An 18,904-nucleotide genomic window follows, 5' to 3' on the forward strand; every position below is an offset into this window, starting at 1 on the left:
ATCCCGCTGCCAAGCCAGACAAACAACACAACACCGGCACAACAACAAAATCAGATCCCGGCTGAATATTCCGGGCAAAGGCAGTTCATGAGCAGCGAAAAAATCAATCGACGCCAACAAATCCTGCAAGCACTGGCGCACATGCTGGAAGCCAGCCCCGGCGCCCGCATTACCACTGCGGCACTGGCCAAAGAGGTAGGATTCTCAGAGGCGGCGTTGTATCGCCACTTCCCCAGCAAATCCAAAATGTTTGAAGGCCTCATCGAGTTTATCGAAGAGACCATTTTCAGCCGCATCAAGATCATCATGCAGGACGAACCCAACGCGCTGTCCCGCTGCCAGAAAATTCTGCACCTGCTGCTGGCCTTCTGTGAGCGCAACCCAGGCATCACCCGCCTGCTGACCGGCGACGCCCTGACCGGGGAAACCGAGCGCCTGCACGGCCGTATCCTGCAGCTGTTCGACCGCCTGGAAACCCAGCTCAAGCAGATTTTGCGCGAGGCAGAACTGCGCGAGCAACTGCGCCCCGCCATTCCGCTGACCGCAGCCGCCAACCTGTTGCTGGCCAGCGCCGAGGGTCGCATCGTGCAGTACGTACGCAGCGGCTTCAAACGCAAACCGACCGAGCACTGGACAGAGCAGTGGCCGGTTCTGGTAGCAGGATTTTTCCGGGAAAGTGCGCTGACCGCGCAGGGGTAAAGAGCTACGGGAAGGCGGCCGGCTTATTTGCCGGCAATTTCCCGATAGCGGCTTGTGGCCTGATCAAACTCGCTGTTGATGTTGACCGCCTCTTTGTTACGTAAAGACAGGCGCTGGTTCACCACATCTACCTCTTTGCGCAGATTGCCAATCCGCTCCATCTGCTCGGCAGAAACAGTGCCCCCATTGCGCTGGATACGCGCCGCGGCGGACTCTTCGTTTTTGATCTGGCGGTTCAGCGAGCTGATATTGGAGCGCAGGATCGCGACATCCTGCTGCACAATGGCGAGTTTGCGTTTGCGCGCAGATTCAATATCCGCAACGCTGTTGTAGCGTTTGAGCAATGCCAGGTCGGCGGCCATCTGCGCCTCCCGGCGCTCCTTCTCCGCCAGCTCCGACCCGCTCAGCTCGGGCTCGACAACCTCGAGAATGCGCCCGGAAATAGTGAGGACCTCATAGCCCCCCGCCACATAACGGGGGGGCACGACATCGTCCAGCACCTGGACGCCGTGTTCGTTGGTATAGCGGTAGAGCTTCTTGCCATCCCACCCCGAGCTTGCAGCTCCGACTTCCATTGTCAGAAGAGCACCGGCGAACGCCAGTACAGTTGCGATTTTCACGCCTGCCTCATTTTATCTTTGCAATCGTTCATTATTTGACCAGTGACGCATTTCCTTCTGCGCCACTGTTAACCCTAATTGTTTTGCTACCGGCTTGTCTTTAGCCCCATAGGGTTAAATACGTAATTTTTACCGCCTAACCCTCAGCAGAAACGCCGTATTTCTGGCGGTAATCAATGATTCGCTGCAGCAGCTCTTCACCGGCAGCCTCAGACTTAAGATAGGTAATAATATCGTCCAGTTCTACTATGCCGATCACAGGAATGCTGTATTCCTGTTCAACCTGCTGAATCGCAGACTGGTCCGAATCATCGCTGGCCTTTTCCTGGCGGTTCAGGCCGATCACCACCCCGGCAGGCGACGCGCCGTGATCATCGATAATCTGCATCACCTCGCGTACCGCAGTACCCGCCGTAATCACGTCGTCGATGATCAAAACCTTGCCTTTAAGCGGCGCACCCACTAAGGTGCCGCCCTCGCCGTGGGCCTTGGCCTCTTTGCGGTTGTAGCAGAAGGGTTTATCGATACCTTTCTGTGCCAGCGCCACTGCGGTTACCGCACCCAGCGGGATGCCCTTGTAGGCCGGCCCGAATATGACATCAAACTCCACTCCAGAGGCAATGATCGCCTCCGCGTAGGCGTTGCCGAGAGCGGCAAGCGCTGCACCGCTGTGGAAACGGCCGGCATTAAAAAAGTAGGGACTCTGGCGACCGGATTTCAACGTGAAATCTCCGAAACAGAGCACATCGTGCTCTAGGGCCAGTTGTATAAAGTCTCGCTGATACTGCTGCATGGCAATTTGATAACTATTGGCTAAGGTGAAGGAAGGTCCCCAAGGAACGGGGTACGGCAATCATAGAATGTTCAGACAAATAACGACTGCAATTTTACACAGTCCGCTGGTAAGGGGCTAATAATGCGAATAGTGAGTTTGTCCGTGGATGGTGTGCACCAGGCTGCACAACGCGGGCTATATGATTGGCTGGCAGATCAGGACGCAGACATCATCTGTCTGCAAGATCTACGCTCACTGGAACCGGAACTGGATCATCCCATCTTTCATCCGGACGGTTACTACAGCTACTTCTTCGATTCCGGCACCCCCCATGAAAACGGGGTCGCGATCTACACCCGCGCACAGCCAAAAGCCCTGATTTACGGCATGGGATTCGCCAACGGCGTGGACATGTACGGGCGCTATTTGCAGGCAGATTTCGAACGCCTGAGTGTCGGCTCACTGCTCGCTCCGGTGGCCACCGACGAGACATCACTGGAAACAAAAGTACAGTTTTTTGACGACATGCAGGCACACCTGGCCAAAATCAGCCGGAAACGCCGTGACTTTATTTTCTGCGGAAACTGGGGCATGGCACACCGCCGCGCCGACGTACAAAACTGGCAGGATCATCAGGACACTCCCGGGTTTATGCGTCACGAGCAGCGGTGGCTGGATCAGCTGTTCAATGACATCGGCTATATCGATGCCTTCCGCCGGGTAGTAAAAGACGCAGACGAATTTACCTGGTGGCCGAGCGGTGAAGCGGGCAACGGTGACGGCTGGCGCACCGATATGCAGATCGTATCGCAGACCCTGAAGAACAAGATCGAGTACGGCGCCATCAACAAGAACGTCAAATTCTCCAGCCACCTGCCGGTGATCATGGATTACGACCTGGAAGTCTGACGCTTCACGCAAGCTTCGCTTCCGATCAAACAGACAAACAAAAAGGGCGCTGTGAACAGAATTCACAGCGCCCTATTTATTTGTCTTCGCCGGTACTGTTCGCTGGTAACGTCAGCGAATACGCGAGGCCTGCAACTTCACATCTGCATCCCGCCAGGCCTTGTTGAAGCGCGCCTCGATCAGCTCTGCCTGATCGCCTTTGTCCTGCGCGCGCAGCGCCTGCGCCAATCCAAACAGCGCCCAGCCGTTGTCCGGGCGCCGATCCAGATCCTGCCAGTAAACGGTTTCCGCCTCGGCCGGACGGCCAGCCTCGAGCAGTACCGCACCCAAAGCCAGGCGCGGCGGATAGTGCCATTCGGCGGGCTCGGTATATACCAGGCCGTCCTCGAGCAAAATGGCCCGGCTCAAATGATTGACCGCACTCTCGTAATCCTTGCGTGCGGCCGCCAGCTCTCCAGCAAGCACCTCCGGGGCAATCGCCAGCACCTGTTTGGCGGTATTGGGCGAAAACATCGGGTAGTCCAGCGCCGGATCAGCGGCGAGCTTCTGCACCTGCGCCAACTCCTGCTGCGCCTTGTTCAATTGGCCCTTGGCGATAAACGCGAGTCCGCGCACATAGTGCCAGGCAAGGGAAAGAAATGGGTCCGCCGGCGGTTGCGGCAGCGCCAGCACCTCATCCCATTTGCCAAAGCGCGCCAGCGACCAGTAGGGGAGCACGCGGAAACTCGCCAGCATCGGCATCGCTTCCAGGGTCTCATCGGAAATCTGCTCGGCGGTTTTATTCGCCGCGTCGATGGCCTTGCCGCTGCGCCCCAGCTCGGTATTGGCGAACCACAGGAAGTGAATGTTGTGCGGGTAATAGGCCATCGGGTAGATACCCTGAGCGCGACACTGGGTGATGTAATCCTCATCCGCGGCGATCGCGCGCTCGTTCGCTTTTACCGCATCCGCATAGCGCCCCACCCGCTGGTAAATATGCGCCGGCATATGTACCAGATGCCCGGCACCGGGGATCAGGTTTTGCAGCGTATCCGCGGCCTTTTCCGCGCGCTCGGGATTATTGGTGGGTTCGATCAGGTGGATATACAAGTGCAGGGCGCCGGGATGCTCGGGATTTTTCTTCATCACCTGCTCCAGCAACTCGACGATTTTTTCCGTGCCCTCGTAGGGAGTCCCGTCCCGCATCCAGTAATTCCATGGGCGCAGATCCATCATCGACTCGGCATACAGGGTGGCGATATCCAGGTCATCCGGGTACTGCTCGACGACCTTGCCCATGGCCGCCGCATACTTCTTATCCGCCGCGCTGCGGTCCGCGGCATCACCGGTATAGCGGGTAGTCAGCGCATCAATCAGCGCGCGCTCCCGCTTATCCACACCGCTGCTTAAAGACTTCGCTTTCAGGGCCAGCTCGCGCGCCTTGGGCTCTGCTTCCGGGTCCATAGGCGCATTAATGTTGGGCCCCAACACCAGTGCCTGGCCCCAGTAGGCCATGGCGCAGTCTGGATCCAAGCGCGCCGCCTCGCGAAACGAGCGGCCGGCCTCCGCATGGTTAAATGCGTAGGCCAGGTTCAGGCCCTGATTGATGTACTGCTGCCCCTGCTCCGAGGCACAGCTTACCGGGAAGATATGTTTACCGAGGTTCTGTAGGCGCGGCGCAATGCTGCCGGTGGGCGAAGGTTTATCACCACCTTCGGGCTCGCGGTAGTGTTTGTGGTGGGTACGCGCTTCCTGTTTATCCACAGGTGCGCTGGTGGTGGTGCTGCTAGTGGAAGTCCCGGCTTCCTGGGCAAAGCTGTGCGTAAAACTTTGCCCGGCAAGTAGCAGTAGAGCACAAAGGGCTGAGGCGAGGTGGGTTCTTTCCATGGGCTCTCTCACTGTTGTAACAGGATAGAGAGAAGCCTATGACAAACCGGGCATGGCTCCACCACAGGAAGTGGCAAAGCCTGCCGGATTTTGATTTACGCGCGCAAGGTCTGTGACGTACGCCGTTACGCGTCGGCCAATGCCTTTTTCTGCAGCTCGACCAGCTCTTTGATGCCCGCCTTGCCCAGCGCCAGCATCTCCGCAAACTGATGCTCGGTAAACGGGACGCCCTCAGCGGTGCCCTGCACCTCGATCATGCCGCCGTCTTCCGCCATCACCATATTCATATCGGTATCGGCGTGGGAGTCCTCCGGGTAGTCCAGGTCCAGCACCGCCTGACCTTCATAAATACCCACAGAGATTGCCGCCACCATGTTTTTCAGTGGATCGGTGTCGATAATTTTTTCCCGCTGCATGTAGCGAATGGCATCCACCAGCGCCACGCAGGCACCGGTAATTGACGCGGTACGCGTTCCGCCGTCTGCCTGGATTACATCGCAATCGAGGGTAATCTGATGCTCCCCAAGGGCCTCCAGGTCCACCGCCGCGCGTAGGGAGCGACCTATGAGACGCTGAATTTCTACGGTGCGCCCACCCTGTTTGCCGCGCGCCGCTTCGCGCCCCATACGGCTACCGGTAGAGCGGGGCAGCATGCCGTATTCCGCAGTAATCCAACCACTGCCCTGGCCGCGCAGAAAACGCGGCACTTCTGCCGCCACAGAGGCGTTACACAGCACCTTGGTGTCGCCGAACTCCACCAGCACCGAGCCCTCCGCGTGGCGGGTATAGTTGCGGGTGATGCGCACATCGCGCAGTTGTTCTGGTTTGCGGCCGCTTGGTCGCTGCATATCTCACCTCTTTAGAATCATCTTTAACTTGCAAGCCCGGCATTATAGCCATCAAAGCACACAATCACCCTGTGCTATGATTTGCCGCTCATTTTCCATCACTCATGCTCAATTAGAGCATTTCTGGAGCACGGCAGTATGGCCAACAACAAAGTGCGCAGCATGACCGCTTTCGGGCGTGCCGAGGTAAATTACTCCACCGGTACCGCGGTGTGGGAAATGCGCTCGGTGAACCATCGCTATCTGGAACCGCACTTCCGCCTGCCGGAAGCTGCCCGCGCACTGGAGCCCAAACTGCGTGAACAGCTGCGCAAGACCCTGAACCGCGGCAAGCTGGAAATGACCCTGAACCTCAGGGCTACCAGCGGTGAGGCCGCGGCAATTGAGGTGAATCAGGCGCTGGTTGAGCAACTGTTGAGTGCGGCCAAGCAAGTCTCACCGGGCCTTGGCGGTGTCGGCAGCCTGCCGCTGAATCCGATGGAAATTCTGAAATGGCCGGGGGTAATTGCCGAACCGGAAACCGATGCGCAGGAACAGGCCAACGCCATCCTCGACGGCTTCAAGCAGGCACTGAAACAGCTTGTGGATAACCGCGAGCGCGAGGGCGCCGAACTCGCCGGTTTTATCGAAGCACGCCTTGTCAGCATCAATGAACAGGTCACCACCGTGCGCGCGCTGCTACCGCAGATTCTGCAAAACCAGCGCGAAAAACTGAAAACCCGCCTGGAAGAACTGCTCGAAGAAATCGACAAGGATCGTATCGAGCAGGAAATTGCGCTGCTCGCACAAAAAGCGGATGTGGATGAAGAGCTGGACCGTCTCGACGCTCACATCACCGAGACACGCCGCGTACTCAAAAACGGCGGCCCCATCGGCCGTCGCCTCGACTTCCTGATGCAGGAATTCAACCGCGAAGCGAACACGCTTTCATCCAAAGCGGTAGTAACTGACACCACTCAGGCTGCGGTGGAGTTAAAGGTATTGATCGAGCAGATGCGCGAGCAGGTGCAGAATATCGAATAAGTCCTATTCAAGAGTTCAGACAATCTTCAGTCGCACGCACCAGGGATGGTGTAGACGATATCTCGCACGAACAACCACTGACTTGAGGCTGCTTCACAAATTTCGTAACCCCGTTGCTCAAGAAGATATGCGGAAGCGTAGTGAACTGTAGTAGGTAGAATCACAATGAGCGCCAGCCCAAGTAAGGCAGTCGCACCAACAGCTTGCTTGATTTTTCCTGGGACTGGCTGTCGAATCAGCGAATTATAAATTCCATCCAATAATAAAAACGACATCGCGATTCCCGCGCCAAACAAGTAATAAACACCCTTGTCAATTAACACGTTATTGTCAGCTTGGAATATCGCTACCATCATGTGATAGAAAGCTACGGTGGGGAGTATGAGACAAATACCCGCCACCGAAAAAAATACCAACAATATAGCTGCGGCCGTTGGGCGTGACGTCTGTTGCGATATTTCGGCTTTCGCTACCATTGCGGTATATTCCTGTGTAAATAATGTTTCGCGGTATCGATTAGGACTCTTCTAGTTTCATCGATAACATAATCCAAAGCGCTATCGATAAATTCACCGGCCGCGCTGGAAATACTTTTCTTAAAATCTGCCACTTTCGCATTTTTCTTACGCTGTAGCTCGTCTAACGCAGAAATGACTTTCTCAGTAATTTCAAACCGGTTATCCAGCCTGGAAAGTCCGTAAGAAACAAGCAACCCCACTCCAATAGCGGCCACAATGGGTCCCACTGCCACAGTGAATATTGCTGCTGCACCTGCAGCGGCAATTATTGACGCCCCCGTGGCAATCCCTATTTTTATAATGTCTGTAGCCAAGGTTCCGATCAGCTGATTCAAAGTAACTTGATCTGTAAGAATGTAATCTGCAATTCTAAAGGCACTTACCAAAACAACAGTCAAAATCCCGCCGCTACGCATTGCACCAATTGCACCACTTTTCCCGACTCCCATTTGTACTACTTGGGCATTTTGTAACCCATATCTGGTGCCAGTAAAAATCGTTCGCAGTCGCGGATTGCCCTTGAATATTACATAGGGCTGCCCTTTATAATATTTGATATATGCCTTTGTTCCGGAAAATCCGAGATCGGCAAATAGTTTTGTCAGCATGCCCAAGTCTTTGCTTGTGGCACTGTAATTTGCCGCAGCCTCGACCCCACTCCTAAGCATCGCCCAGGTAGATTGTTGGGAAGAATACTCGGGCGATTTCGCAACGGTCGCTACAACATGATCAAATTCATCCAGCGAAAGTGCGTACAATTCGTGCGAATTATGCCGGAGGCCATTTCTGATCGGATCTCTTTCCATATCTTTCATCGTTAAACAAATCCATGTTTATCCGCTGTAAAGCTGAAGCGTAAAGCGCTGAAGTTTAACGCAAGAGTAGAAAAACAAGAAAAGCGATACAATGAGAATTTGTGACACGAATGTACGGATTATGCAAGGCAATCCAACGGGTAATGATGTGTTAGGTTGAATACTTAGATAATTTTCATTGTCTCTCAATGAGAGTCGCAACGCCCACACCGGCGCCACCACAAATAGCGACCAGACCGCGCTGCAGGTCTCGTCTCTCCAGCTCGTCGAGCAACATGCCGATAAGAATGCCACCGGTGGCACCTAGCGGGTGACCCATGGCGATAGCACCTCCATTGACGTTCAGCTTGTCAAAATCGATCGCAAAGTGCTGCTGGTATTTCAGTACGCTCGCGGCAAAGGATTCGTTAATTTCCCATAGATCGATACCTTCTGGCTTAAGTCCGGTCGTGCTCAACAACTTTTCGGTGGCGCGCAGGTGGCCGGTGAGCATTTGTACTGGTTCATCGCTGGCACTGGCAAAGTGGCGAACTTTGGCGCGCGGTTTTAGGCCATATTCTGCGCAGGCATTATCGCTGGCGAGTAATACCAGCGATGCGCCGTCTACCAGCGCCGGGGCATTTCCCGCGGTATGCCGGCAGTCGAGTTCGGTGCCGGGATAGGTGAAGCCGACGAGCTTCTGCGCGAGCGGCGCGAACTCACGGAAACTTTCCGGCAGGGCGGAGAGCTTTTCCATAGTGGTTGTGCGTATGCCATCGTCGGCCTGCAGGATTGGCTCGCCTTCGCTATCGGTTACCGGAATCAGCGCGCTGGCAAAGTGGCCCGCCTGCGATGCGTGTGCGGCGCGCTGCTGGGATTGCAGGGCCAGTTCATCCAACTGTGCGCGGCTGTAGCCTTCGCGGGTAGCGATCAGGTCGGCGGACAGACCCATATGCATAAAGCGCGTCGCCCGCATCACTTCCTTGTCGGAATACCAGGGGCCCTTGTCGGAAAACATCGGTACCCGGCTCAGGTGCTCGACACCGCCGGCCACCATCACCGATGCCATGCCTGCAGTAATATGTGCGGCAGAAGTATTCACTGCATCCAGCCCCGAGCAGCAGAAGCGGCTGATGCTGGCACCCGGCACACTGTCGGGCCAGCCCGCGTACATGGCGGCCATCTTGGCGATATTGGAACCCTGCTCACCGCTCTGGGTGGAACAGCCCAGCAGTACATCGTCGACGATAGTCGGATCTAAGTCGTTGCGCGTTTGCAGTGCACGAAACAGCGGTGCGAGTAGCCCGACGGGTTTTACCTGCGCGTATGCGCCTTTCTCGGCGTGACTGCGGGCGCGGGGGATCCGCACGGTGTCGATAATATTGGCGCTTTGCATACTCTGCTCTTTATCTGGTTTTTTAGTTAGCGGCCGATAATCAGGCTGGCACAGGTGGTGGTGCTGCCGCCGAGGTTAAACGTCATCAGATTTTTGGCATTGGCGATCTGGTTTTCGCCAGCGGTACCAATCACCTGGCGGAAACCATCCAGGGCCATACGCACACCGGTTGCACCCACCGGGTGACCGAGACCAATCAGGCCGCCGCTGGCATTGACCGGCAGTGCGCCATTTCGCGCAAAAGTTTCTTCCTCGATCAGGCGGTGGATTTGGCCGGGTGGCACAAGCCCGCAGTGATCCAGAATCATGTATTCGGTGATATTGAAACAGTCGTGCACTTCCAGCCCGTCCACATCGCGCACGCTGTGCATGCCGGCACGAGCGAGGGTTTGCTCAAACAGCTGCTGCACATGGGGGAATAAAACACCCTGTGGGTTCTGCAGTTTAAGTTTGTTGGAAAACAGCATGGGCGCATTGATATGTCCCCAGCCCTTAATGCGCGGTATGTCTTCGAGGCGCAGGCCGCGGGCGCGGGCGTATTCCTGTGCGCGCTCTTCAGTCGCAAGAAAAACCACCGCGGCACCGTCGGTAATCTGCCCGCAATCGTGCCGGCGGATGGCGCCGCTCACGGTTGGATTGGCACTGTCATCCTCGGCAAAGCTGTTATCGGCAAATTGCCAGCGACGGGACTGCGCGCTGGGGTTAACACTGGCGTTGGCAAAATTCTTTTCCGAGATTGCCGCGAGATGTGCCTTGTCGAGCCCATGGCGCGCGCGATAAATATCGATAAGTTCTGCAAAGGCGCAAGGCCACAGGTATTCCGCATCGGTCCATTCGCGACCGTTCCAGGCCGCCGGCGCCAGATTGGCCGCGGCCTCGTGACCGGGCACATTACGCATCTGTTCGATGCCCACCACCGCCGCCAGCTGATAATTGCCGGCGCGCAAGTCGGCCATGGCCGCGAGCAGTGCCATTGAGCCGGATGCACAGGCGGCCTCGTGGCGCGAGGCGGGCAGGTAACGCAGCGCCGGGTCCACCTCACCAAAGAAGCCTCCCAGCTGTGCCTGGCCCGCAAACAACTCGCCGACAAAATTGCCCACATGGCCCACTTCAATTTCTGCGGGATCCAGTTTGGTGTTTTCCAAACCGGCCGTTAGGGTTTCGGCAAAGCCATCGAACAGGGACAAACCGTCGCGCGCCCAGTTGCGGGCAAAATCACTCTGCGCACCGCCGAGGATATAGATGGGACTGGTGGCCACGGTATTCTCCGCTTAATTAGCTGTGACTTTCTGTGCTTATTGATCGCCGCGCTTCTTAATCGCCACGGAGAGAGGGGCCGTCGGCCCAGGTAGCGTGGGTGCCGCTGCAAATCCGGTGGGGCAGGATAATGCGGCACACCGGTCCCGCCTCGATGTCCTTCGCATCGATTAACACGCACTCGGAGCGGTCTTCTTTCATGTCGGTGATAAAACTCACCAGATAGCCGTCGTCTTCGTCCTTGGCGTTTACCCGCGGTGCAAATGGCGACTCGCTGCCAAACCGCTGCTCGCCAAATGGCAGGCTCCAGCTTTCGCCTGTTTCCAGGTCGTGTTTGACCATGCCGGAGAACAGGAACCAACCCGGCTCACCCCACACGGAATACAGGTAGCGGGATTTTCGCCCGGCGTAGCGCTGGTTGAACATGCCGAATTCCAGTACGCGATCGTCGAGTCGCTCCTCTTTGGTCTCCCCGGTTTTCAGGTTGAAGCGCCAGCGGTGCAGGTGTGACTTGAACGAATGCATATCGATGCCGGCCATCATGCGCCCGACTTTTTCCGGCAGGCCGGGCAGTGGTTCCGGCACCGGCGCGTCCTGGAAGTAGCCGTCGAGAATAATCTCATCGCCCTCCTCATACGCGTTCATCCAATGCAGGACATAGGTGGGCGCCGCCTCAAACCAGCGGATGTCTTCGGCCTTGCCGTAGCGCGGCAAAATGGCAAAGCGGGTAGGCATGTCCGGGTGGTAACCGGCGCGGTGGATATTGTCCTTCAACAGGTTTTCGTCCCAGAACAGCGGCAGGTCCACCAGAATGGAGTAGTTCTCGGTAAACGCCATATCGTGCGGCAGGCGCGGCCCGGGGGTGGGCACCGGGGTGTAGTGCACCAGCTTGTTGTGCTTATCCACCACACCGTAGTGCTGGTAGGGCGGATGCTTGGAGTAGTTGAAGAACAGCATCTCGCCGGTGCGCTCATCCACCTTGGGATGCGCAGAAATACCATCGACCGGCGCCCAGCCGGCAACACCCTCCTGCTCCAGGGTATAGGGGTCGAGACGGTAGCCATCGCCGCATTGCCAGAAGGTCGACAGTACCTTGCCCGCATGCACCACCACATCCGTGGAGGAGGCGTCCTTGACCGCGCCTTGCGCGCCCCAGCCCGGTCGCTTGGATTTGTGCACGCTGTTGGCAATCCCCGCCCACAGAGATTCGCCAGCTTCCTGCTCGGCTTCGAACCCCTTGGTGCGCACGAAGCGGTTGCGGTACTCGACCTTGCCATCGCGGAAGCTCATGGCGTGCAACATGCCATCGCCATCGAACGGGTGGTAGACACCGATCGCCTCGTGCACCTGATTTTCCGTATTGCGGATATACACCCCGTCGATATCCCGCGGTATCTCACCGATCACCTGGAGGTCCGTCGCGGTAAATTCGGTGAAGTTCGGGGTCCAGGCACCGTTCAGGTAGGGGTGCATGCTGGGCTGGAGGGTACTGGGGACGGTGTTCTTATATTTGATATCCATACCGGTAGTGCTCAGGGCCTCAATAGGGTTATGTCTAGGCTACGTCTAAGTAACAGGTAAATAGTAACTTGCATTATGATACTAATAATAAAAACAGATCGGCCGGATTCGATCAAGTATGCATTTAGATAGAGAATTGGATGCCAATTTAGGCGTCAGTGATCGGATAGGATCACCAGCACTAAAAGACTGATTACGGGGAATACGCCACAACGGCGGGATGCGCTAATATCGCGCCATGAATTCGGGATTATTGATTAACCGCGCCATCGCCGGCGGGCTGGATGTAATCGGGGACCGCTGGTCGCTGCTGATCCTGCGGGATGCGTTTCTGGGGCGGCGCCGCTTTGAAGAGATTCGCGCACACACCGGCGCCAGCCGCGCAACGCTGACACGTCGCCTTGCTGCACTGGTTGACGCAGACGTGCTGTATCGCAAGGCCTACGGCACCGGTTCGCGGGTCGAATACCGACTCACGGCCACGGGGCAGGAACTGTTCGGTGCATCACTGCTGGCGTGGCAGTGGGAATCCCGCTGGGCCCACGGCGAACAACTGCCCGCGCGGTTGCGCCACAGTGTGTGTGGGAGCCCACTGCACCCCCGCGCCCAGTGCCGCGCCTGCGCCGAAGAAGTCACGCTGGATTCCGTCGACTGGGACCTGCCCGCAGCGGGGCTAGAGCCACAGTTTGAAGAGCTGCGCTCCATCGGCGGGCAGCGCCGTGTGCGCGCCGAGCCGGCGACGGGCAGTGACCGCGACCTCGCCACGGTGAGCAATCTGATCGGCGACCGCTGGACCCTGCTGATCCTGATTGCCGCCTTTTTCGGGGTGCGCCGCTACGACGACTACGCCCGACATCTCTCCATCGCCTCGAACATCCTGACCCAGCGCCTGCGCTTCTTGGTGGAAGCCGACGTGCTGGAGCGCATCCGCTATCAGCAGAATCCGCCCCGCTACGAGTACCGTCTGGCCCCACGGGGCAGGGACCTGTACCCGTTGGTCATGGTGATGCGACAGTGGGCGGAGCAGCGTTTGCCCCCAGATCAGCGGCCGCTGGCCTTGCGGCACAAGGGCTGCGGGCAGCCGCTGGTGATCGATGTGATCTGCGGTGAATGCGGACAAAAACCCTGGCCGCGGGACGTAACCCGGTCAGAGACCAGCTGAGCACCGATTGGCCGATACCAGCCAGGCCTTACCAGTCATCCACAATGCGGATTTACCTCGACTGACCGCGCCACTTGTGGATAAATATGCACATCCGCAATTTCGAACAGATTCGAGGTGAGATGTGCTCCGAAATGACATTTACAATGATGAGTATTCCATCGGTGTGGTTGCTGGCACCGCCACGGATACCCGTTTTGGGCTCGACTTTCTCGCCGCCCGCCAGGTAGCGGGCCTGGGCATCTCCCTGTCCGCCTCACCGCAAGCGCAGACCCAGCTGCAGGCGCTGGAACGGGGCGCCCTCACCCAGAAACTGATTGATGCGATTGAGTCCCTGCAGCAGCAGGGCGCCGCGGCGGCAATGATCTACTGCAACTCGCTGTCTGGCGCCGTGGACCTGGATACCGTGCGCAGCACCGTCGCGATCCCGGTGGTGTCACCGCTGGATGTGTACGCGGAATTGACCCAGCGCTATCGCAACTTCGGCCTGCTCGCCGCCAACTGCCAGAGCTGCGCCAACATCGAGCGGGAAATCCTGTTGCGCAACCGCAGTGCCAAGGTCATCGGCATCGGCAACCTGCAGATTGTGGAAGATATCGAAGACGGGGTATCACCGGCGGAACTGGTGCAGCAGCACGCGCTGGATGACCTGGCGGCGGCACTGGTGAAAAGCGGGGTGCAGATCCTGATCCTCGGCTGCACCCACTTTGACTACTTCTACACCGAGCTACTCAAGCACTGCGACGGCATCAAACTGTTCCTGCCGTCGGAGCGCATGCTGGCTCTGCTCAAGGCACAGGCACTGGAAGCGGCCTGAACCCTTGGCGCAAATGGCAGCTAGGCGATAGACGCCTTGCCGCACTCAGATTAAAGGACTTCAAACAGGGCCGCGGCACCCATACCACCGCCAACACACATGGTGACGACGACATATTTCACACCGCGACGCTTGCCTTCGATAAGCGCATGCATGGTCATGCGGTTACCACTCATGCCGTAAGGGTGACCAATGGAGATGGCGCCACCGTTTACATTGAGTCGGTCAGCGGGAATGCCCAGCTGATCGCGGCAATAAATCACCTGCACCGCGAACGCCTCGTTCAGTTCCCACAAACCAATATCGTCCATTTTCAGGCCGGTGCGCTTTAGCAGCTTGGGAATCGCGAATACCGGCCCAATTCCCATTTCATCGGGCTCACAACCGGCCACGGCCATACCGCGGTAGACGCCGAGCGGCTGCAGATTGCGCTGTTCGGCAAGCTTGCCATCCATCATCACTACCGCAGCAGCGCCGTCGGACAATTGCGAGGCATTGCCCGCTGTTATCACACCGTTCTCGCGCACTGCATTCAGGCTGTTTAGGCCCTCAAGGGTGGTACCCGGCCGGTTGCCCTCATCCTTGGCCAGCGTCACTTCCTGTTCGCTGATATCGCCAGTTTCCTTATTGGCCACCAGTTTGGTCGCCGTCACCGGAACAATTTCATCATCGAATTTACCGGCCTCCTGGGCCGCCGCGGTACGGCGCTGGGATTCCAGCGCGTATTCGTCCTGAGCATCCCGGGAAATGTTATAGCGCTTGGCGACAACCTCGGCGGTATCCAACATCGGCATGTAAATAGCCGGCGCTTTTGCCAGTACCGCCGGATCTGCCGCACGGTGCAGGTTCATATGCTCGTTTTGCACCAAGCTGATGGACTCACAGCCCCCGGCAACAACCACCGGCGCACCATCGACGACGATCTGCTTGGCCGCGGTGGCTATCGACATGAGGCCCGAAGCGCACTGGCGATCAATGGTCATGCCGCTGACGCTTACCGGCAGGTCTGCGGCCAGGGCAACCTGGCGGGCAAGGTTGGCACCCTGACTGCCCTGTTGCAGCGCCGCACCGAAAATACAGTCGTCAACTTCTGCGGGATCAATACCCGCACGCGCGACCGCGGCGGTTACCGCATGGGACGCAAGCGACGGGCTTTCCAGATTATTAAACGCACCGCGATAAGCGCGACCAATGGGCGTGCGCGCAGCTGAGACAATAACCGCTTCTTTCATAGATAAACGCTCTTCGAGCCTGCACCCACACGTATGCGTGGATGCGGCAGATAGGTTGAAATTACTGGGGCCAAATCAGGCCGGCTGAATGCTGGCCATCGCCATAGTGAGGAATTTTTCCGTTTGTCCCGCGCCCGAAGCGAGTTCACCCTGTGCACTTTGTTCGCAAATTTTGTCCCAGCTTTCGAGCACTGCCTCGGGGGTTTGTGCCTCCGCGGGGATAAAGGTGCCCGCCGTTTCAAACAGGCGCGTACTGGCATAACCACCCGCACCGGCGCATAGAATAAAGCGGTTGGGGGCTTCCTTATGACACAGGGTGAGGGCACCGGCGGTTACCGATTCCGGTGTCAGCATACCGAGTATCTCTGGAGGCATCAGATCTTCGGTCATGCGGGTACCGGCCGTCGGCGCCAGCGCATTCACGCGGATATCGTATTTCGCGCCCTCGAGCACCAGGGTATTCATAAACCCTAGCACTGCCATTTTGGCGGCGCCGTAGTTGGACTGGCCAAAGTTGCCATACATACCGCTGGAAGAAGTGGTCATCACTATGCGACCGTAATTCTGCGCGCGCATAATGTCCCACACCGCCTTGGTGCAGTTCACCGAGCCCATCACATGCACATCCATCACCATCTGGAAATCGCTCAATTCCATTTTGGCGAAGGATTTATCGCGCAGGATACCGGCGTTATTAATCAGGATGTCGACGCGGCCCCACTTGTCCATGGCCTGCTGCACCATGTCCTGCACCTCGTCAAACTTGGCTACGTTGGCACCGTGCGCGATGGCTTCACCACCGTTGGCCTCAATTTCCCGCACTACTGCCTGCGCCGCCGCTGAAGACGCACCGCTGCCGTCGCGGGCGCCACCCAGATCATTGACTACAACTTTCGCGCCACGTGCGGCCAGTGCCAACGCATGGGATTTACCAAGACCATTACCGGCGCCGGTTACGATGGCCACCTGGCCGTCAAAACGTACTGTCATTGTTTTTCTCACTTGGAATAATTGTATTGTCAGTTTTCACTGTGAATGGTTGCATTCATGCAACCATTTGCATGGTCAGCCACTCTGCCTTGAGTGCAGGTTTCTCTTCACCCTCAATTTCCACGGTTACATCAAACTTCAGCATGAACTGGCCAGGATTTTTTTCTTCCGCACTGGCAAGCTTCGCATGGGCGCGAATCCGGCTATCGACTTTCACCGGCGCGATAAAACGCACCTTGTCAAAGCCATAGTTAATACCCATGTAAGCGCCTTCGATGGCAAGGCCAAAGGTCTCTGCAAAATGGGACAGCATCGACAGCGATAAGAAACCGTGTGCGATGGTCGAGCCAAATGGCGTTTGTGCCGCGCGCTCGGGATCGACATGAATAAACTGGTGGTCCAGAGTCGCCTCGGCGAAGAGGTCAATTTGTTGCTGATTTACGGCAAACCAGTCTGTTGTTTTCAGCTCGGTACCGACGTGTTGCAACAGCACTTCTTTGGTAACGGTGGTCATGCTATTTCCTGGATTGATAACTGGCTTTTTTGTTTAAAACCAATCTGGCTTCATCTCAAAACTGGTAGCGTCGATATCGCGCACCAGTTTCGACCAGTGGTAAATTTTCGGGAGTTCTGAGCGGAAGAAATACTGCATTGCCTGTAGCTTTCCGCGGTAAAAGTGCTCGTCATCTTTATGCGGATTAGCCTGGAGTCCCGCATCTGCGGCGAGCCCCTGGCGCAACCAGATCCATGCGACCACGATATGTCCGAACATCTCCAGATAACTGACCGAATTGGAAAAAACGAGGTCGATATTTTTCTCGGCGGTTGCACCGAGCACGCTAGTCGTAGTCTGCTGCAACTCGGTTAGCGCAGCGCCTAATTGCCCAGCAAACAGACTCAATTCCGTATCGCGGGCTTTGTCGATAGTGCCCTGCATTTCATTGAGTATTGCCTGATAGCCGGCGAAGTTATTCATCGGCACCTTGCGCCCGAGCAGGTCGAGGGACTGAATACCGGTGGTGCCTTCATGAATCGGATTCAGGCGGTTATCCCGGTAAAACATTTCCACCGGATGCTCATTGATATAGCCGTGACCGCCCATCACCTGGATCGCCAGGTTGTTGGCTTTGGGGCCGTATTCCGACGGCCAGGTTTTGATAATCGGGGTCAGGAAATCCAGCAGGGTGTGCGCCTGCGAGCGGGCTTCTTCGGTTTCTGCCGTTTTTTCGTCGTCGGCAAGCTGGCAGCCGAGCAGGCACAATGCATAGGCGCCTTCGGCATAGGCCTTTTGTGTGAGCAGCATGCGACGCACATCCGCGTGCTCGATGATCGGGATGGGGGGGGATTCCGGGTCCTTGTTGCCGAGTAACCGCCCCTGGGGACGTTCACGCGCGTAGTCGAGGGAATACTGGTAGCCGGTCAGCGCCGTGAGGGCTGCACCGGTGCCCACCATGATGCGCGCCTCGTTCATCATGTGGAACATATACATCAGTCCCTTGTTTTCTTCACCCACCAGATAGGCATTGGCACCACCGTTTTCGCCAAAACTCAGCGCGGTGGAGGTATGTCCGCGACCACCCATTTTATGGAATAGGCCAGCGAGGGCCACGTCGTTGCGCTCGCCAATACTGCCGTCTTCGTTGAGCAGGAATTTGGGCACGATAAACAGGGAGATGCCCTTCACGCCCTTGGGCGCTCCCTTAACCCGCGCGAGTACCAGGTGCACGATATTTTCACTGAGCTCGTGATCACCACCGGAAATAAAAATCTTGTTACCGGTCAGCCGATAGCTGCCATCCGCTTCGCGGGTAGCAGTAGTAGTGAGGTCGGCAAGCCCGGAACCGGCGCCGGGCTCGGTCATCGCCATGGTGCCCATAAAACGCCCTTCGCGCATGGGGCGCACCCAGGTGTCGATTTGCTCTTTGGAACCATGAGCTTCAATCAAATTGGCATTGGCATCGGTCAGGGAGATGTATCCCAGTGTTGTGCTCGCCACAGCAAAAAGGTGCGCCTGAGCCGCACTGGTGACAATCGGTGGCAACTGCATACCACCACTATCAAAATCGCTGGAGGGCGCGGCGAGTCCAGCCTCAATCACCGCATCCAGCGCAGGCTTGATTTCAGGAATCAGGTGCACTTTTTTGCCGTCAAAGGTCGGCTCGTTGGTATCGACCTTCTGGCGGATTGGCAGGAAATGTTTCAGCGCAACCGTCTTGCCGGTCTCGATAGCTGCGTCAAATGTCTCGCGACTGTGGTCCGCGTAGCGCGCACGGGCCGTGAGAGATTCTGCATCAAAGAGTTCATACAGCATGAATGCCAGATCGCGTTCACTAAGTGCTTGGGCTGCCATGGGTCACCTAATATTTATTGAGCATTGGCGGTTATCGGAATTCTTCCACCCAGCTTGCGGGCGGTTGGGTATTGTTGACCCAGTTGATAGACTCGGCCATTACCTCTCAGGTCAAGTTTGGGCCAGG

General features: G+C 57.0%; 18 protein-coding genes. 5 read left to right on the top strand and 13 right to left on the bottom strand.

Going from position 1 to position 18,904, the window contains the following annotated elements; translation table 11 throughout:
* Positions 1-87 precede the first annotated feature (87 nt).
* Entirely contained in the window at positions 88-699 is a 612-nt protein-coding gene (gene slmA / locus LCM31_RS05005; protein WP_224868039.1) for a nucleoid occlusion factor SlmA, read from the top strand.
* A 23-nt stretch (positions 700-722) separates the two neighbouring features.
* Here the strand turns inward: slmA and LCM31_RS05010 are convergent, their stop codons facing one another.
* Positions 723-1,319, bottom strand: a complete 597-nt coding sequence (locus LCM31_RS05010; protein ID WP_224868041.1) for a hypothetical protein — start codon at positions 1,317-1,319, stop codon at positions 723-725.
* 136 nt (positions 1,320-1,455) lie between these two features.
* Positions 1,456-2,112, bottom strand: coding sequence for an orotate phosphoribosyltransferase (gene pyrE, locus LCM31_RS05015; RefSeq protein ID WP_224868043.1), 657 nt, complete (start codon positions 2,110-2,112; stop codon positions 1,456-1,458).
* Positions 2,113-2,235: 123 nt separating this feature from the next.
* On the opposite strand from pyrE, the gene LCM31_RS05020 reads away from it, so the two are divergent.
* Positions 2,236-3,003: an exodeoxyribonuclease III gene (locus LCM31_RS05020; protein WP_224868045.1), complete on the top strand. Its 768-nt coding sequence runs from the start codon at positions 2,236-2,238 to the stop codon at positions 3,001-3,003.
* 111 nt (positions 3,004-3,114) lie between these two features.
* On the opposite strand, the gene LCM31_RS05025 is transcribed toward LCM31_RS05020, so the two are convergent.
* Together LCM31_RS05025 and rph are read right to left on the bottom strand one after the other, a co-directional pair.
* Positions 3,115-4,869, bottom strand: coding sequence for a UDP-N-acetylglucosamine--peptide N-acetylglucosaminyltransferase SPINDLY family protein (locus LCM31_RS05025; RefSeq protein ID WP_224868047.1), 1,755 nt, complete (start codon positions 4,867-4,869; stop codon positions 3,115-3,117).
* A 125-nt stretch (positions 4,870-4,994) separates the two neighbouring features.
* Positions 4,995-5,717 (bottom strand): ribonuclease PH, encoded by a 723-nt coding sequence (rph, locus tag LCM31_RS05030; protein ID WP_224868049.1) that lies wholly within the window; start codon positions 5,715-5,717, stop codon positions 4,995-4,997.
* A 138-nt stretch (positions 5,718-5,855) separates the two neighbouring features.
* Between rph and LCM31_RS05035 the strand changes: the two genes are divergently transcribed.
* On the top strand, positions 5,856-6,740 hold the full coding sequence (locus LCM31_RS05035; protein ID WP_224868052.1) for a YicC/YloC family endoribonuclease: 885 nt from the start codon (positions 5,856-5,858) through the stop codon (positions 6,738-6,740).
* Positions 6,741-6,766: 26 nt separating this feature from the next.
* Here LCM31_RS05035 and LCM31_RS05040 read toward each other — a convergent pair whose 3' ends face one another.
* The 5 genes from LCM31_RS05040 to LCM31_RS05060 all read right to left on the bottom strand — a co-directional run bounded on the left by LCM31_RS05040 (position 6,767) and on the right by LCM31_RS05060 (position 12,226).
* Complete coding sequence (locus tag LCM31_RS05040) at positions 6,767-7,216, bottom strand: hypothetical protein (RefSeq protein ID WP_222231060.1); 450 nt, start codon at positions 7,214-7,216, stop codon at positions 6,767-6,769.
* Positions 7,210-8,073, bottom strand: coding sequence for a hypothetical protein (locus tag LCM31_RS05045; RefSeq protein WP_224868072.1), 864 nt, complete (start codon positions 8,071-8,073; stop codon positions 7,210-7,212). Before LCM31_RS05045 ends, LCM31_RS05040 begins: the two co-directional genes overlap by 7 nt.
* A gap of 175 nt (positions 8,074-8,248) precedes the next feature.
* The gene (locus LCM31_RS05050) at positions 8,249-9,448 is read right to left on the bottom strand and encodes an acetyl-CoA C-acyltransferase (RefSeq protein ID WP_224868074.1); all 1,200 of its coding nucleotides are present in this window, start codon (positions 9,446-9,448) and stop codon (positions 8,249-8,251) included.
* A 26-nt stretch (positions 9,449-9,474) separates the two neighbouring features.
* Positions 9,475-10,707, bottom strand: coding sequence for an acetyl-CoA acetyltransferase (locus LCM31_RS05055; RefSeq protein ID WP_224868076.1), 1,233 nt, complete (start codon positions 10,705-10,707; stop codon positions 9,475-9,477).
* A gap of 55 nt (positions 10,708-10,762) precedes the next feature.
* Positions 10,763-12,226 (bottom strand): carotenoid oxygenase family protein, encoded by a 1,464-nt coding sequence (locus LCM31_RS05060; protein ID WP_224868078.1) that lies wholly within the window; start codon positions 12,224-12,226, stop codon positions 10,763-10,765.
* A gap of 238 nt (positions 12,227-12,464) precedes the next feature.
* Here LCM31_RS05060 and LCM31_RS05065 point away from each other — a divergent pair, with 238 nt between their 5' ends.
* Both LCM31_RS05065 and LCM31_RS05070 read left to right on the top strand, forming a co-directional pair.
* Positions 12,465-13,388, top strand: a complete 924-nt coding sequence (locus LCM31_RS05065; RefSeq protein ID WP_224868080.1) for a winged helix-turn-helix transcriptional regulator — start codon at positions 12,465-12,467, stop codon at positions 13,386-13,388.
* 124 nt (positions 13,389-13,512) lie between these two features.
* Positions 13,513-14,205: an aspartate/glutamate racemase family protein gene (locus tag LCM31_RS05070; protein ID WP_224868082.1), complete on the top strand. Its 693-nt coding sequence runs from the start codon at positions 13,513-13,515 to the stop codon at positions 14,203-14,205.
* Between the two features lie 50 nt (positions 14,206-14,255).
* Here LCM31_RS05070 and LCM31_RS05075 read toward each other — a convergent pair whose 3' ends face one another.
* The 4 genes from LCM31_RS05075 to LCM31_RS05090 all read right to left on the bottom strand — a co-directional run bounded on the left by LCM31_RS05075 (position 14,256) and on the right by LCM31_RS05090 (position 18,777).
* Positions 14,256-15,437: an acetyl-CoA C-acyltransferase gene (locus LCM31_RS05075; protein WP_224868085.1), complete on the bottom strand. Its 1,182-nt coding sequence runs from the start codon at positions 15,435-15,437 to the stop codon at positions 14,256-14,258.
* 75 nt (positions 15,438-15,512) lie between these two features.
* A complete protein-coding gene (locus LCM31_RS05080; RefSeq protein WP_224868086.1) occupies positions 15,513-16,427 on the bottom strand; it encodes an SDR family NAD(P)-dependent oxidoreductase in 915 nt (304 codons plus the stop codon).
* Positions 16,428-16,482: 55 nt separating this feature from the next.
* Positions 16,483-16,941 (bottom strand): MaoC family dehydratase, encoded by a 459-nt coding sequence (locus LCM31_RS05085; protein WP_224868088.1) that lies wholly within the window; start codon positions 16,939-16,941, stop codon positions 16,483-16,485.
* Between the two features lie 33 nt (positions 16,942-16,974).
* Positions 16,975-18,777, bottom strand: a complete 1,803-nt coding sequence (locus LCM31_RS05090; RefSeq protein ID WP_224868090.1) for an acyl-CoA dehydrogenase — start codon at positions 18,775-18,777, stop codon at positions 16,975-16,977.
* Positions 18,778-18,904 lie beyond the last annotated feature (127 nt).

The sequence above is a fragment of the Microbulbifer agarilyticus genome, from assembly GCF_020171345.1.
Taxonomy (GTDB): domain Bacteria; phylum Pseudomonadota; class Gammaproteobacteria; order Pseudomonadales; family Cellvibrionaceae; genus Microbulbifer; species Microbulbifer agarilyticus_D.

Bases quoted from the DNA above. Each gene is read 5' to 3' on its own strand.
- slmA (WP_224868039.1), top strand. From the start codon at position 88: ATGAGCAGCGAAAAAATCAATCGACGCCAACAAATCCTGCAAGCACTG.
- pyrE (WP_224868043.1), bottom strand. From the start codon at position 2,112: ATGCAGCAGTATCAGCGAGACTTTATACAACTGGCCCTAGAGCACGAT.
- LCM31_RS05020 (WP_224868045.1), top strand. From the start codon at position 2,236: ATGCGAATAGTGAGTTTGTCCGTGGATGGTGTGCACCAGGCTGCACAA.
- LCM31_RS05025 (WP_224868047.1), bottom strand. From the start codon at position 4,869: ATGGAAAGAACCCACCTCGCCTCAGCCCTTTGTGCTCTACTGCTACTT.
- rph (WP_224868049.1), bottom strand. From the start codon at position 5,717: ATGCAGCGACCAAGCGGCCGCAAACCAGAACAACTGCGCGATGTGCGC.
- LCM31_RS05035 (WP_224868052.1), top strand. From the start codon at position 5,856: ATGGCCAACAACAAAGTGCGCAGCATGACCGCTTTCGGGCGTGCCGAG.
- LCM31_RS05040 (WP_222231060.1), bottom strand. From the start codon at position 7,216: ATGGTAGCGAAAGCCGAAATATCGCAACAGACGTCACGCCCAACGGCC.
- LCM31_RS05045 (WP_224868072.1), bottom strand. From the start codon at position 8,073: ATGAAAGATATGGAAAGAGATCCGATCAGAAATGGCCTCCGGCATAAT.
- LCM31_RS05050 (WP_224868074.1), bottom strand. From the start codon at position 9,448: ATGCAAAGCGCCAATATTATCGACACCGTGCGGATCCCCCGCGCCCGC.
- LCM31_RS05060 (WP_224868078.1), bottom strand. From the start codon at position 12,226: ATGGATATCAAATATAAGAACACCGTCCCCAGTACCCTCCAGCCCAGC.
- LCM31_RS05065 (WP_224868080.1), top strand. From the start codon at position 12,465: ATGAATTCGGGATTATTGATTAACCGCGCCATCGCCGGCGGGCTGGAT.
- LCM31_RS05075 (WP_224868085.1), bottom strand. From the start codon at position 15,437: ATGAAAGAAGCGGTTATTGTCTCAGCTGCGCGCACGCCCATTGGTCGC.
- LCM31_RS05080 (WP_224868086.1), bottom strand. From the start codon at position 16,427: ATGACAGTACGTTTTGACGGCCAGGTGGCCATCGTAACCGGCGCCGGT.
- LCM31_RS05085 (WP_224868088.1), bottom strand. From the start codon at position 16,941: ATGACCACCGTTACCAAAGAAGTGCTGTTGCAACACGTCGGTACCGAG.
- LCM31_RS05090 (WP_224868090.1), bottom strand. From the start codon at position 18,777: ATGGCAGCCCAAGCACTTAGTGAACGCGATCTGGCATTCATGCTGTAT.